The 13187-nt window shown below is 69.2% G+C and carries 13 protein-coding genes, 1 tRNA gene and 1 pseudogene; 9 read left to right on the forward strand and 6 right to left on the reverse strand.

What is annotated here, in order from left to right:
- From FNH05_RS38115 to FNH05_RS18365, 4 genes and pseudogenes are all read left to right on the forward strand, one after another.
- A pseudogene (locus FNH05_RS38115) lies at positions 1 to 993 on the forward strand (IniB N-terminal domain-containing protein); the annotation flags it as partial.
- 144 nt (positions 994 to 1137) lie between these two features.
- On the forward strand, positions 1138 to 2943 hold the full coding sequence (locus FNH05_RS18355; protein WP_144589928.1) for a dynamin family protein: 1806 nt from the start codon (positions 1138 to 1140) through the stop codon (positions 2941 to 2943).
- Positions 2940 to 4187 (forward strand): P-loop NTPase family protein, encoded by a 1248-nt coding sequence (locus FNH05_RS18360; RefSeq protein WP_144589929.1) that lies wholly within the window; start codon positions 2940 to 2942, stop codon positions 4185 to 4187. The genes FNH05_RS18355 and FNH05_RS18360 overlap by 4 nt, the downstream gene beginning before the upstream one ends.
- A gap of 229 nt (positions 4188 to 4416) precedes the next feature.
- Positions 4417 to 5256 (forward strand): SAM-dependent methyltransferase, encoded by an 840-nt coding sequence (locus FNH05_RS18365; RefSeq protein WP_144589930.1) that lies wholly within the window; start codon positions 4417 to 4419, stop codon positions 5254 to 5256.
- Between the two features lie 27 nt (positions 5257 to 5283).
- Here the strand turns inward: FNH05_RS18365 and FNH05_RS18370 are convergent, their stop codons facing one another.
- Entirely contained in the window at positions 5284 to 5685 is a 402-nt protein-coding gene (locus FNH05_RS18370; RefSeq protein WP_144589931.1) for a DUF4259 domain-containing protein, read from the reverse strand.
- A 105-nt stretch (positions 5686 to 5790) separates the two neighbouring features.
- Entirely contained in the window at positions 5791 to 6672 is an 882-nt protein-coding gene (locus tag FNH05_RS18375; RefSeq protein WP_144589932.1) for an LLM class flavin-dependent oxidoreductase, read from the reverse strand.
- 182 nt (positions 6673 to 6854) lie between these two features.
- Here FNH05_RS18375 and FNH05_RS18380 point away from each other — a divergent pair, with 182 nt between their 5' ends.
- Positions 6855 to 7442, forward strand: coding sequence for a TetR/AcrR family transcriptional regulator (locus tag FNH05_RS18380; protein WP_144589933.1), 588 nt, complete (start codon positions 6855 to 6857; stop codon positions 7440 to 7442).
- 17 nt (positions 7443 to 7459) lie between these two features.
- Here the strand turns inward: FNH05_RS18380 and FNH05_RS18385 are convergent, their stop codons facing one another.
- Positions 7460 to 8401, reverse strand: coding sequence for an NADP-dependent oxidoreductase (locus tag FNH05_RS18385; RefSeq protein ID WP_144589939.1), 942 nt, complete (start codon positions 8399 to 8401; stop codon positions 7460 to 7462).
- Between the two features lie 100 nt (positions 8402 to 8501).
- Between FNH05_RS18385 and FNH05_RS18390 the strand changes: the two genes are divergently transcribed.
- Positions 8502 to 8915: a winged helix-turn-helix transcriptional regulator gene (locus FNH05_RS18390; RefSeq protein WP_144589934.1), complete on the forward strand. Its 414-nt coding sequence runs from the start codon at positions 8502 to 8504 to the stop codon at positions 8913 to 8915.
- Between the two features lie 5 nt (positions 8916 to 8920).
- On the opposite strand, the gene FNH05_RS18395 is transcribed toward FNH05_RS18390, so the two are convergent.
- On the reverse strand, positions 8921 to 9901 hold the full coding sequence (locus FNH05_RS18395; protein ID WP_144589935.1) for a zinc-dependent alcohol dehydrogenase family protein: 981 nt from the start codon (positions 9899 to 9901) through the stop codon (positions 8921 to 8923).
- Positions 9902 to 9987: 86 nt separating this feature from the next.
- On the opposite strand from FNH05_RS18395, the gene FNH05_RS18400 reads away from it, so the two are divergent.
- The 3 genes from FNH05_RS18400 to FNH05_RS18410 all read left to right on the forward strand — a co-directional run bounded on the left by FNH05_RS18400 (position 9988) and on the right by FNH05_RS18410 (position 12096).
- Complete coding sequence (locus tag FNH05_RS18400; protein ID WP_144589936.1) at positions 9988 to 10347, forward strand: winged helix-turn-helix transcriptional regulator; 360 nt, start codon at positions 9988 to 9990, stop codon at positions 10345 to 10347.
- Positions 10348 to 10395: 48 nt separating this feature from the next.
- Complete coding sequence (locus tag FNH05_RS18405) at positions 10396 to 11049, forward strand: TetR/AcrR family transcriptional regulator (RefSeq protein ID WP_144589937.1); 654 nt, start codon at positions 10396 to 10398, stop codon at positions 11047 to 11049.
- A gap of 108 nt (positions 11050 to 11157) precedes the next feature.
- Positions 11158 to 12096 carry an alpha/beta hydrolase gene (locus tag FNH05_RS18410; protein ID WP_144589940.1) on the forward strand — a complete coding sequence of 313 codons (939 nt, stop codon included), beginning with the start codon at positions 11158 to 11160 and terminating at the stop codon, positions 12094 to 12096.
- Here FNH05_RS18410 and FNH05_RS18415 read toward each other — a convergent pair.
- Positions 12078 to 12162: transfer RNA gene (locus FNH05_RS18415), tRNA-Ser, on the reverse strand. The two genes, FNH05_RS18410 and FNH05_RS18415, sit on opposite strands and share 19 nt — an antisense overlap.
- A 20-nt stretch (positions 12163 to 12182) precedes the next feature.
- Positions 12183 to 12647 (reverse strand): MarR family winged helix-turn-helix transcriptional regulator, encoded by a 465-nt coding sequence (locus FNH05_RS18420; protein WP_144589938.1) that lies wholly within the window; start codon positions 12645 to 12647, stop codon positions 12183 to 12185.
- Between the last annotated feature and the right edge of the window lie 540 nt (positions 12648 to 13187).

Consider the following 13187-nt stretch of genomic DNA (forward strand, 5'->3'; position numbering starts at 1 on the left):
CTCCCGGTGCACGCCCCCGAGCTGAGCGCCCTGCCGGTCAACGCCCCCGACCTGAGCGCACTGCCCGTGTCGGCCCCCGACCTCGGCTCCCTGCCGGTCAACGCCCCGGGCGTTGGCTCCCTGCCCATCGACGCGGGTGACGCACGCGCCCTGCCGACCACCCCGGACCTGGGCGGCTTCCACGCCACCGGCAGCGGCTCCACCGAAGGCGTCACCGGGGCCTTCGCCTACAACGGCGAGCAGGCCACGGCGGGCTTCCGGGGTGTCGCGAGCCAGGAGGGTGCGCACTTCGCCGGTGGCGTCGAGTCCGAGTACGGCAGCTTCGAGGGAACCGGCGAGGCTGGTACCTCCGGTTTCACCGGATCCTTCGAATCGACCTCGCCGCTGGGCACCTACGGCCTGAGCACCGACGGCACCCCCGCCACGGCCGGTTTCGGCCAGGTCAGCGACCTCGGCCAGAGCCTCGACGCCGACGCGTTGGCGAGGAGCGTGCCCGCCGCCGGCACCGTGGCCAGCTACGTCTCCACTGGTGGTGAACTGGTGGGCAGCCACATCGCGGACGGCTCCGCGACGCTTGGCGGCTACCTGACCGGTGCCGGTGCCGGCCTCGGCCACGCCGTGACGGCGGGTGGCGAAGAGGTGGGCAGCCACGTGACCGCGGGTGCCGACCTGGTCTCCGAGCACATTTCGCAGGTCCCGGCCGTTTCCTCGCTGTCGGTCCCGGCGCTGCCCGCGGACGTGCCTTCGCACCTGCCCACCGAGCTGCCGGTGCACCCCACCGCGGAACTGCCGCACTCGCTGCCGCACCTGCCGGTGGCCAACCCGCTGCCCCAGGTCGGTGAGCACCTGCAGGAGGCCATCTCGCACAACCCGGTCGCCGACGCGGTCTCGCACAGCCCGCTCGGCGAGGTCTCCGGTGTGCTGGACCACGCTTCGCTGCCCGAGGCCGACGCCCTCGGCGGCCTGCACAACGACCTGCCTCTCGGCCACTGACCGCGCCCAGTGAGGTGAGGGGCGGACTCGTCGCCATGCCTCGGCGGGTTCATCCCTCACCGGTCGTATAGCGGCGGGGGTTCGTCCGAATGGACGGACCCCCGCCGTTGCCCTTTCGTGACCGAACAAGGCACACTCCTCCGCGTGATCGCACCGCCCTGGCTCGAAGTGCTGGACGACACCGTCCGTGCCTGCGCCGCGCACCGGCGCCCGGACCTGGCGGAACGCCTTCAGGTCCGTAGAGCCCGGCTGGTGGACCCGAAGCTGCGGGTCGTGGTGATCGGCGAGGCCGGTCAGGGCAAGAGCCAACTGATCAACGCCCTGCTCAACGCCCCGATCTGCGCGGTCGGCGACGACGGCACCACAGCGGTTCCCGCGGTCATCGAACACGCCGAAACCCCGATCGCCACCGTCGTCACCGGAGGCAGGCGCGCATTGGAAAGCGCTTCACGAACGCCCGTTCCGGTCGAGTCGGTGACCGCGGAGGCCAACCGCGAGGCGCGGTCCGTCAGCGGCCCGCCCGTGGTCCGCGCCGAGATCGGGTTGCCCCGCGCCCTGCTCGCGGCCGGCCTCGCCCTGGTCGACACCCCGGCAGGCGCCGGAGCCGAACTGGTGGAGTCGATGGCGGCGGACGCGGTGCTGATGGCCACCGACGCCACCAGCGAGCTGTCCCGCTCCGAGCTGCTTCTGCTCAAGCAGGTGGCCCGGTTGTGCCCGACGATCATCGTGGTGCTCACCAAGATCGACCTCGTGCCGGGCTGGCGGCTGATCGCGGAGCGCACGCGGGCCCTGCTCGACGACGGGGGCCTGATGGCCACGGTCCTTCCGGCTTCGTCGAGCCTGCGCCTGGCGGCCGCGCGCTCCGGCGACCAGGCCCTCAACCAGGAATCCGGTTTCGTGGAACTGATCCGCTGCCTGCACCAGGATCTCGCCGGCCAGGCGGAACTGCTGGCCAGGCGGTCAGTGGCGACCCTGACCGGGGTGACCGTCGAGAGCCTGCTCACCTCGCTGAAGGAGGAGTTCTCGGCGACCCAGCAGCAGGGCAGCGAGGAGGCGGTGGCCCGCTGGCACGCCGAAGGCCGCAGGCTGGAGCGGCTGCAGCGGGACGCGGCCCGGTGGCAGACGCTGTTGTCGGACGAGGTTTCCGATCTGTTGTCCGATGTGGAGTTCGACCTCCGCGACCGGACGCGCAAGATCCTGGTGGAGGTCGACGACTACTTCGACACCGCCGATCCGGCCCGCACCTGGGACGAGTTCGAGACGTGGCTGCGGGAGAACCTGGAGAAGGTGGCGGAGACGAACTCGGAATGGCTGCTCGACCGGTTCGAATGGATCGCACGGAAGGTGGGGCGGCGGGTGGCGCCGCACCGTCCCGACGCGCTGCCGGACTCCCTCCCGCGAGAGGTACCCGGTGATGCGGTGGGCGACATGAAGATGCCGAAGGTGGAACGGTTCGGGGTGGGGCAGAAGCTTTTCGTCGGGATGCGCGGTTCCTACAGCGGGCTGCTGATGTTCGGTCTGGCCACCACGCTCGCCGGGCTGCCACTGATCAACCCGATCTCACTGGGCGCCGGTGCCGCCTTCGGCGCGAAGAGCGTGTTCGAGGAGCGTGGTCAGCGGCTCAAGCGGCGGCAGGCGACCGCGAAGACGGCCGCTCATCGCTATGTCGACGATTTCTTCCTGACCTACGGCAAGCACAGCAAGGACACGGCCCGGCAGATCCACCGCGCTCTGCGGGACAGGTTGGCCGCCGTCACCGAGGAGTTGCGTGCCGAGATCACCGATTCGGCGAAGGCGATCAAGCAGGTGATCGACGCCGACGCCGCGCGGCGGACCAACCGGGCCCAGGAGATCCGGCGCGACCTGGACGAGCTCACGCTGCTGAGCCGGCGGGCCCAGTCCTTGGCCGGGATGCGGCCCCGACAGGCTCCACGGGGGCTCACCGCGTGAGCCTCGCGTCGCGGACCAGGGCCCTGCTCGACCAGGCCCTCGACGCCTACCAGGACAGCCCGCGCGCGGTGAGCTGGCTGCGGCGGCAGGTGAACCGGCTGGACGATCCCCTGCGTCTGGCGGTGGCCGGGCCGCGGCAGTCCGGCAAGTCGACGATGGTGAACGCGATCGCCGGTGCGGAGGTCGCGGGCCCGAGCGCCGGTCTGTCCTGGTTCCGGGCCGCGCCGAGCCGCTCCCGGGACGAGCTGACGTTGATCGACACCCCGCCCGTCGACGGGGAGGCCGCGGCGGGCGCGATCGAGAACATCTACCTCGAAGCCGACGCCGTGCTGTTCCTGGTGCGGCATCCGCACCGTGCGGACCTCGGCTTCCTGCACGCCATGCGAGACCACCCGATCGCCAGGGCGTCGACGGTGAACGCGATCGTCGTGCTGTCCCGGGCCGACGAGCTCGGCGGGGGCCGGGTGGACGCGGTGATCTCGGCGCGGCACGTGGCGCGCCGGTACCGGCGCGAGCCCGAGGTGGGCGAGCTGTGTCAGGACGTGGTCCCGGTGGCGGGCCTGCTGGCCAGTGCGGGGCGGACCCTGCGGCAGCCCGAGTTCGACGCGCTCGCCGACCTCGCCCGGGTTCCCCGTGCCGAACTGGCGCCCCAGTTGATGTCCGCCGACCGGTTCACCGCCCAGGATCCGTCGGTCCGGGGCGGTCTGCTGGAGCGGTTCGGGCTGTTCGGTGTCCGGATCGCGGTCACCCTGATCCGGCGCGGGGCTCAGTCCCTGCCGGCGCTGGCCGCGCAACTGGTACCGCGAAGCGGCCTCGCGGAGTTACGCGACGCCATGGACCAGGCTTTCGTGGAGCGACGGCCGGTGCTCAAGGCACGGTCGGCCTTGCTGGGTCTGGACGTGGTGTTGCGGATGGAACCGCGTCCCGCCTCGGCCGCCCTGGCAGCGGAGCTGGAGCGGACGCTCGCGGGTGCGCACGATTTCCGGGAGCTGCGGTTGCTGGCCGCGTTGCGCACGGGGCGGACGGAGCTTCCCCCGGAGTTGCTGTCGGAGGCCGTGCGCCTGCTGGGTGGGCAAGGGACCGGGGTCGAGGAAAGGCTCGGCGGACATTCCGAAAGCGAGATCTTCGAGATGATCCGGCGCTGGCGGGCCTGGGCCGAGGACCCGGCTTGCAGTGCCGGAGATCGCCGGGCCGCGGCGGTGGTGCTGCGAAGTTGTGAGGAGCTGGTGGCGAGAATCCGGTAAGCGCGCCTAAACCACCCGCCGAATATGAGTATTTTTCTGATTTCCCACGAAAGGTCTCGCCTATCACGCGAACCGGTAGCGCACCGTGACCGCGTGCTGGAAAGCGCTTCCTGAAATTTCGAAGCCTCGCCTGAACGGCTTAACCAACACCCGGTAAGATGTGACGGCAATCTCCGGGTGGCGGAAGGTGCTGGACGTGGCACGTCAGACGCGGACCAGGCAATTTGCCATGGACGATGTCGACCTCGATCATCCCAGTGTTGCTCGCGTTTACGACTACTACCTCGGCGGCAACGCCAACTACGCGGTGGACCGCGTGTTCGGCGAGATGGCCTTGACCGCCTTTCCGTTCGTGCGGCCCGCCGCCAAGGCGAACCGGCTGTACCTGCGACGGGTCGTGCACTACCTGATCCAGCGCGGGGTACGGCAGTTCGTCGACATCGGCTCCGGGGTGACCACTTCCGACGGCGGCACCCATCGGATGGCCGACGAACTGGGCCGGGTCAAAGGCGCGCGGGTCGTCTATGTGGACCACGAGCCGGTCACCGTGCTGCGCTCGCAACTCCAGCTCGAACAGCACGGCGACCCCAAGCGTCATGCGGTGGTGCAGGCGGATCTGCGTGAACCGGACCTGTTGTGGCGCAAGGTGCGCGAATCCGGCGTGGTCGACCTGCGGCAGCCGGTCGCGATCCTGCTGATGGCCGTGCTGCACGTGGTTCAGCCCGGCCCCGATGGCACCGATGTGAGCGCGGAAGCGGTCGCACGTCTGCGCGAGCTCATGCCCCGCGGCTCCTACCTCGCGCTCTCACACGGCACCACCGATGGCGTGTCGGCCACGCTGGCGCACGACATGGACGAGTTCGCGCGCCTCTACGACCGCACTCCCGCCCGGCTCCACTGGCGGTCCCGGGCGGAGATCGAGACGTTCTTCGGCGATTTGCCCCTGGTCGAACCGGGAGCCACCTGGTGCCCCCTGTGGCATCCCGAACTTGCCCGGCAGGGGGAGGAGATCCGGTTCACCGATCCCGGCGAGTCGATGGTCTGGGTCGGCGTCGCACACAAGCCCTGACCGTCCTTTCCGGACACTCCGAAGAGGTCAGGACAGGGCCTTCCGCAGCGCGCTCACCTGCTCCCGCCACAACGGATGCTCACGCTGTTCCTCCTCCCACAGCTCGCCGAGTTCGGAATCGGCTCCCAGCACCCGTTCCAGTGCCCGCGCCGCAATGGTCAGGAGGTCCGAGGGAAGCCGCGGTAGTGGTTGCTTCGGCCCCGAAACCGGATCGAGGGCAGGCCCGCCCGGCCTCGCCGCGGCGACGACCGCCACCGCGGCAACCGCGGCCGAGCCCTCGTCCGCATCGAGATAATCCCTCTCCGCCAAGGCTTTTTCCAGCACCTCGCGGATCAGCTCCGGACGGTCGGCCGGAGCCGCGTCGTCGAACTCACCCACGAAATCGAGCGCCGCGTCGTTCTCGAACGGCCCCGTTCCCCAAGCACCCATGCCGGCTCTCCCCTCGTCTCGTCGACTGCCGAGGATTGTGCCGGTGGCCACCGACAAAAACCGGCCGCGCGGTTCAGCGGCTGCCCGCATCCGGGTGGTCGGTGCCTAAGCCCGGGCCGACGGGGTGATCAGTTCGTCGGCGACCCACCGCGCGACATTCTCGGGGTAGGGCGACGGCACACCGAGGACGATGTGCCGGAAGCCGGCGTCGATCGCTTCCCCGATCGCGTTCCGGGTGGCGCCGGGCCGGTCGTAGGAGACGGGCAGGTGAATCGAGCGGGTGATCGAGGCGGGGTCGCGGCCGATCTCGGTGCAGTAGCGGTCCAGCAGAGCGCTGCGCCGGATGACGTCCTCGATGTCGCCACCGGGGATGTTCCACAGGTCCGCGTGCTCGGCGACCACGCGCAGCGTCGCGGCCGCACGTCCGCCGATGAGGATCGGCGGGTGGGGGCGCTGGAGCGGTTTGGGGTTGCCGAACGCGCCGGTGAGCCGGTGATGGGTGCCGTGGAAGTCGAACGGCTGGTCCGAAGTCCACAACCGCCTGATCACCGTGCACGCCTCGGCGAGGCTGCCCACGGCGTGGGCGGTGTCGTGGAAGGGCAGGCCGTGGGCTTCGTACTCGCGCCGGGCCAGCGGGTGGCTGGGGCGCGAGCCGACGCCGATGCCGAAATCGAGCCGTCCGCCGGAGACGATGTCGACGGTCGCGGCGATCTTGGCCAGCATCGCGGGCGGCCGGAACCGGTTGCTGGTCACGAGCAGCCCGAGGCGCAGTCGCTGGGTCTGCGCGGCGAGGGCCGAAAGCAGGGTCCAGCCTTCGTAGATCGGTCCGTCCAGGTCACCGAAGATCGGCAGAAGGTGGTCGAACAGCCAGGCGTGCTCGATCTCCGGGATCGTGTCCGCCTCACGCCAGACGCGCAGGACGTCCTGGTAGTCGACCTGCGAGGGCGCGGTCATGATCCCGAACCGGGTCGGGGCTGTCTGTGACATGGGGCCAGTCGGTCCTTTCGTTCCCATGGCTTTACTCGGATTCGTCGCTGGATCAAGACGACTCGTTCGAGGTTTTCGTCCGTCGTTTCGGCGACCTGGCATCATGAGTAAGCGGAACCTTGCTCCGACAACAATACGGAGCATCGTTCCGTTTGACAAGTTCGGCCTTGAAGGAGCGCGCGGTGAACGACGGCGACAAGAGTTCGGGGCACCCGGCCCGGCCCAAGCGGGCGGACGCCCGGCGCAACGAGAAGGCCCTGCTCGACGCGGCCGCCTCGGTCTTCGTCAAGTCGGGTGTGGATGCGCCGGTGCGCGACATCGCGGCCAAGGCGGGCGTCGGGATGGGCACGATCTACCGCCACTTCCCGACCAGGGCGGATCTCATCATCGCCGTCTACCGGCACCAGGTCGAGGCCTGCGCCGAGGCCGGTCCAGCCCTGCTGGAGAGCAGCGCGACCCCGTACGCCGCACTGAAGAGCTGGATCGACCTGTTCGTCGACTTCCTGGTCACCAAGCACGGACTCGCCGGAGTACTGCGGTCCGACAACGCGGGCTTCGACGCGCTGCACGCCTACTTCCTCGACCGTCTCGTGCCCGTGTGCGCCCAGTTGCTCGACGCGGCGGCCGACGCCGGCGAGATCCGATCCGGCCTGAAGGCCATCGAACTCATGCGCGGCGTCGGGAACCTCTGCATCGGCGCGGACGATCCCCGCTACGACCCACGCCGACTGGTCGAAGTCCTCATCGCGGGACTGCGCCGCCCCCACTGACGCTCGGCGACGCCCCTTCAGACCGTGATCGCGAGCTTGCCCTGCACTCCGCCGGCGGCAAGTACCTCGTGTGCCTCGGCCAACCTGTCCAGCGGGAAGACCTGCTGCAGGTGCACCCGCAGCCGCCCCGCCTCGACCAGTTCGCCCAAGGCCTCCAGACCGGCCGAGTCCGGTTCCACGCCGACGGCCGCGAAGCGGACGCCGGACCGCTTCGCCAGCTCGGGCAGGGTGGTGCTGAGCCGCTCCACCGCCGTCACGAGCACGCCACCCTGCCGAAGCACGCCGAAGGAACGCTCGGCGTTCCCGTCGCCCAGGGTTTCCAACACCACGTCCACCGGCGCGTCCCGGAGCACTTCGGTGTAGTCCTGGGTCCGGTAGTCGACCAGTTGGTCCGCACCCAGCCCGCGCAGGAAGTCGTGCTTGGCCGCGCTCGCCGTGCCCACCACTTCCGCGCCCAGGTGCTTGGCCACCTGCACCGCGACGTGCCCGAGCCCACCGCCCGCGCCGTGGATCAGTACCCGCTGCCCCGGCCGCACCCGCGCGATCTCCACCAGTGCGTGCCAGGCGGTCAGACCCACCAGCGGCAGCGCCGCGGCCTCCTCGTGGCTGATCCCCGCGGGCTTGCGAGCCAACTGCCGCGCGGGAGCGACGACGTATTCGGCGTTGGCCCCGGCCGCGGCCGGGAAGTACGGCATCCCGTAGACCTCGTCGCCGACCTTGAACCGGTGCACACCCGGATCGACCTGCTCGACCACTCCGGAAACGTCCCAGCCCAGTACGAACGGCGGCTCACCCAGCAACGGGAAGGCGCCGGAGCGGACGAACAGTTCCACGGGGTTGACACTGGTCGCCTTGACCCGGATCAGGACCTGCGTCGGTCCGGGGGCCGGCTTGGGCGCGTCGTCGACGAGTTCCAGCACCTCGGGGCCACCGAAGGTCTTCTGGGTGATCGCGCGCATGGTCATTTACTCCTGTCCGAAGAGTCGCTTGGGATGCCCCTATCCTCGATCCACCGGTACCCGTTGAACAGAAGGCACTTCAAAGGTATATAGGTACCTCATGGGTACTACCGACAACCTGCGCTTCTACGGAGGCGCGGATGCCTACCTGGCCGCCTGCCCTTCTCGTCAGATCTTGGACGTACTCGCCAACAAATGGACCATGCTGGCCATGGGCGCCCTGTCCGGCGGCCCCATGCGCTTCGGCGAGTTGCGGCGCCGCCTGGACGGCATCACTCAGAAAATGCTCACGCAGACGCTACGCACCCTGGAGCGGGACGGCCTGGTCACCCGCACGGTGTACCCGACCATCCCGCCAAGGGTCGAATACGCGGCCACTGAGCTCGGCGAAAGCGTCACCACGCTGATGCACGGGATTCGCACCTGGTCCGAGGCGAACATCAATGCCGTCCTGGGCGCCCGCGATACCTACGATGCGCGAGTGGCGCAGGAGGTACGGCCGGTCACCGCCTGACCGGCTCAGGGCGTGACGACGATCTTCCCGGCGTGGAGCCCCTTCTCGAGGTGGCGGTGTGCCGCGACGATGTCCTCGAGGGCGAACGCCCTGTCGATGGCGGGCCGCAGTGCGCCGAGACGTACGCCGGCGTTCAGGAAGGCCGCCATGCGCTTCACCACGACGGCGTCGAGGGTGTGCTCGAAGCTTTGGTAGTTGAAGAACGTGAGCGGCGCGCTTGTCGGGAAGGGTGCGGGCCGGGGGTCCAGGAAGCCGGCGGCGACCAGTGTTGCGCCGGGGCGGGCAGCCTTCACGAGATCCTGCTGGCCGGGGCCCATGACAAGGTCGAAGACGATGTCGGCGCCGGTCCCGCCGGTGTGGTCGCGGACGGCTTCGACGACGTCCTCGTGGTCGGTGGCGATGACAGCGGCGGCGCCGGCGGCGATCAGGTCGTCCTTCTTCGCGGTGTGCCGGGTGAGGGCGATGGGTACGGCCCCGATCTGATTGGCGATCTGCATCGCCGCCCGGCCGACACCGCCGGACGCGGCGGTGATGAGCACGTGGTCGCCGGGACGCATCCTCGCCTTCTCGACGAGCGCGCCGTAGGCGGTGGAGTACGCGACCCAGATCGCCGCCGCCTCCGTGGTTCCGAGCCCGGCAGGCCGGGCGATGACCCGGCTCGCGGGGACCGTGGTGTATTCGGCGTAGCTACCACTGACGCTCGCGTCCGGAATGGCCGTGAGGATGACCGGGGCGCCGATCTCCAGCCCGGTGACCTCGGGGCCCACCGCGTCGATGACGCCGGTTCCTTCGACGCCGAGGCGAGCGTGCGGCAGGGGGACGATCACGGGCGAGGCGCCGGAACGCATCATCTGGTCGAGCGGGTTGACGGCGAACGCTTCGATCCTGATCCGTACCTCGCCGACTCCGGGCTCGACGACCGGTTCCTCGACGACGTGCATGACGTCCGGCCCGCCGAACTCGTCGAACACGACGACTCGTGGCATGGTGGTTCCTCCGCATCTGGACTGGATTCCTTGTTCACGGAAGACGTTACGGAGCCGTGGGTTACCTGGTGGTACCTTCGAATTCCATGCGGACTACGGCTGGACCGGTCTTTCTCGCCGACTGCCCCACCCGGCTGGCGGTCGAAATCATCTCCGACAAATGGGCCGTGCTCGTGCTCTTCGGGCTCAGCCAGCAGCCTCGTCGGCACGGTGAACTCGTCGACCTCATCGGCGGCATCTCGCGCAAGGTCCTCACTCAGACGCTGCGCCGACTCCAGCAGTACGGCCTGGTCGAACGCCATGCCGAAGCGCCTCGATGGGTCGAGTACAGCCTCACCGACCTCGGCCGGACCCTCGTCGAGCCCATCGAGGTCCTGACGAACTGGGCGAGGGACCACGGCGGGGCCATCGCCGACTTCCAGGAGGCGGCGGAAGCCACTCCTTGACCTGAGGTGAAGCCACCGTGGCGTGCCACCGGAGGTAGGTTCGTTCCCATGGTCCGTTCGACACCGTCCACGCCAGAGGAAGCAAAAGCCCAGCCTGGCTCCCAAAAAACGGGCTACCGGCGTTCGACGGGGTCGGCTCGTGGTGCGGCCAGGCGCGAGGAACTGCTCGATCGCGTCACCGACGACCTGGCCGCAAATGGGCTGGTGGACTTTTCGCTGCGACGGGCGGCGCGGGCGGCAGGCACCACGCACAAGGTGCTGCTCTACCACTTCACCGGAGCCGACGACCTGCTCGCTCAGGCGATCGTGCGATTGCGGGAAAGACGGATCGATGCCGCCTTCGAGGCCGCCGTACCGCAGCAGCCGACACTGGCGGCGCGCGTGCGGACACTATGGCGGATACTCATCGATCCGGTGACCGGGTTGCGGGTGCTCGATCAGGCCGTCGGACTGGCGATATACGACCCGCAGCGGTATGCCGCATTGGGCCGGGAGGCGTCGGAACAGTATCTGCCGCTTTTGCTTTCGCTCTGCCCCGTGGATTGGCCGGAGCAACGGAAACGAGAAGTGGCCGAGATGATCCTGGCGGCCCTGCGCGGTTTTCTGATCGAATCGCTCACCCGCGGGGAGACCATCGGCGCCGAGGCCGGACTCGAGGCACTGGTCCGCGCCCTGGAGCGGGAAGAAGCAGCCGGCGAATAGCCCTGTGCGCACGAGATTCCCGGGCCGAGCCCGACCGTTGACACGATGTGAACCACGTGGTTCACTTCATGGAGGGGTACCGAGGGCTCACCGAAAGGTCGGTGCGTGATGTCCGTCGCGCGGAAGAAACTGCATTTCACCAGCGGTCGCGATGAATGTGCGGCCTGGCATTATCCGGGAACCAACGGCTGTTGCGTGATCATGGCCGGACCGATCGCCGTGACCAAAGAGCCCGGCACCGACATATTCGCCAAGCGGTTCCACGCGGCCGGACTCTCCGTGCTCGCCTTCGACTATCGCCATCTTGGTGAAAGCGGCGGAATGCCGCGTCAGGTCGTACGCATCGCGGAGCAGCTCGACGACTGGCGGGCCGCGATCGAATTCGCCTCCGGCCTGCCGGAAGTCGACCCGGGCAAGCTTGTCCTTTGGGGTCACTCGCTGTCGGCCGGTCACGTCCTGCACAGTGCGGCGCATCTCCCCGGCGTGGCGGCCGCGATTGCCCAATCACCGCACGCCGACGGGCTTGCGATCTCCCGCAACGCATCTCGCCACCAGAAACCGCTTTCAATGCTGCGTTTCACCGGCCGGGCTCTCCTCGATGCCGCCGTCGGCCTGGTCGGCAAGCCGCCACTGCTGGTGCCTCTGGTCGGGGCACCGGGATCCGTGGCGGCCCTCACGACACCGGACGCCGCAGACATGCCACACGCGCTGGATCCCGACGGCCGGTACCGGGACTGGCAGCAGACCGTCGCCGCCCGCTCGGCCCTGCGAACCGGGTTCTACTCACCGGGCCGCCACGCCGCACGGGTGCGGTGCCCGCTACTGGTCATCGCCTGCGACGACGACCAGTCCGCCCTGGCCGAGCCCGCCGTCCGCGTGGCCCGGCGCGCCCCCCAGGCGGAGTTGGTCCGCCTGCCCGGTGGGCATTACGCACCGTACTTGAGCGCGCACGCAGAGGCCGTCGAGGCGGAACTGTCCTTTCTCCGCAGGCATCTGCTCGATCTCGGATCGGCCGAGACCCAAGGCTGCGGAAGCGGAGGGATTTGAACCCCCGGTGGGTTGCCCCACGCTCGCTTTCAAGGCGAGTGCATTCGGCCGCTCTGCCACGCTTCCCTGGTGTGCAGGGTATCCGGTCACTCGCCGAGCTGGTTCAAGTGCTCGAGCACTCGCGAAAACCCCTGGCCGATCACGGCCTGTTCCTCCGGGGTGAGCAGGTCGATCAGGTGCCGCCGGACGCCCTCGACGTGGGCCGGCGCGGCCCGGGCGAGCAGGTCCAGCCCGTCCGGGGTGAGTTCGGCGATCACGCCGCGTTTGTCCTCCGGGTCGGGCACGCGGCACACGATCCCCGTCTCCTCCATCCGCCCGACCTGGTGCGACAGCCTGCTCTTCGTGGAGCCCAGCATGGTCGCCAGCTCCGACATACGCAGCCGCTTGTCCGGCTGGGAATCGAGCACCACCAGCACTTCGTAGTCGGTCAGCGACACGGCGTGCGCCTCGGAAAGTTCGCGGTGCAGGCGTTGGCGCAGGCGCATCGTGGCCACGATGTAGGACCGCCACGCCAGCATCTCCGCGTCGGTCAGCCAGCGCACCTCACCCATGCCGCGAACCCTAGCCGTGATGGCGGAATGCCCCAGACGAGGGATGTCGGCGCGGTTGAGAGACCCGGCCCGAAGGCGCATCCTGGACCTATCGGAGGACCGGCTCCGTGAAGAAGGCGCACTAGCCGGGGTGTGCCTGCCGGGGCCAGCCCACCGGGAGAGGGAAGGTGGTTCAGTGAATGATCCCTCGCGGTTGACTGCCGGCTGTGTGCCCACGACCGGATTGCGGTGAACCCGACCCGGTCGCGAATGTGAGCAGCACGGGTGTCAGACGTCATGCGCTCGATACACCTCTCGCGCATTCAGGTGACGTTCTAGCCTGCATCGGTGCGGCCTCCGTGCACGTACCGGCAGTGCGAGTCGCCGGCCCGAGAGGCAGCCAGCCGCCATTCACACAATGACAACCTCGGTAAACCCCTGGGTGCGGTTCCCGCGGGAACCGCACCTAGGGCCTTTTTCTGTAGGCTCCTGCAACCATGAGGTTCGACGACGACGCGGGGCTGGACACGTCCGAGGTTTCCGATCTCCGCGGCTCGGGTG

It is taken from the genome of Amycolatopsis rhizosphaerae (assembly GCF_007713715.1).
Lineage (GTDB): Bacteria > Actinomycetota > Actinomycetes > Mycobacteriales > Pseudonocardiaceae > Amycolatopsis_E > Amycolatopsis_E rhizosphaerae.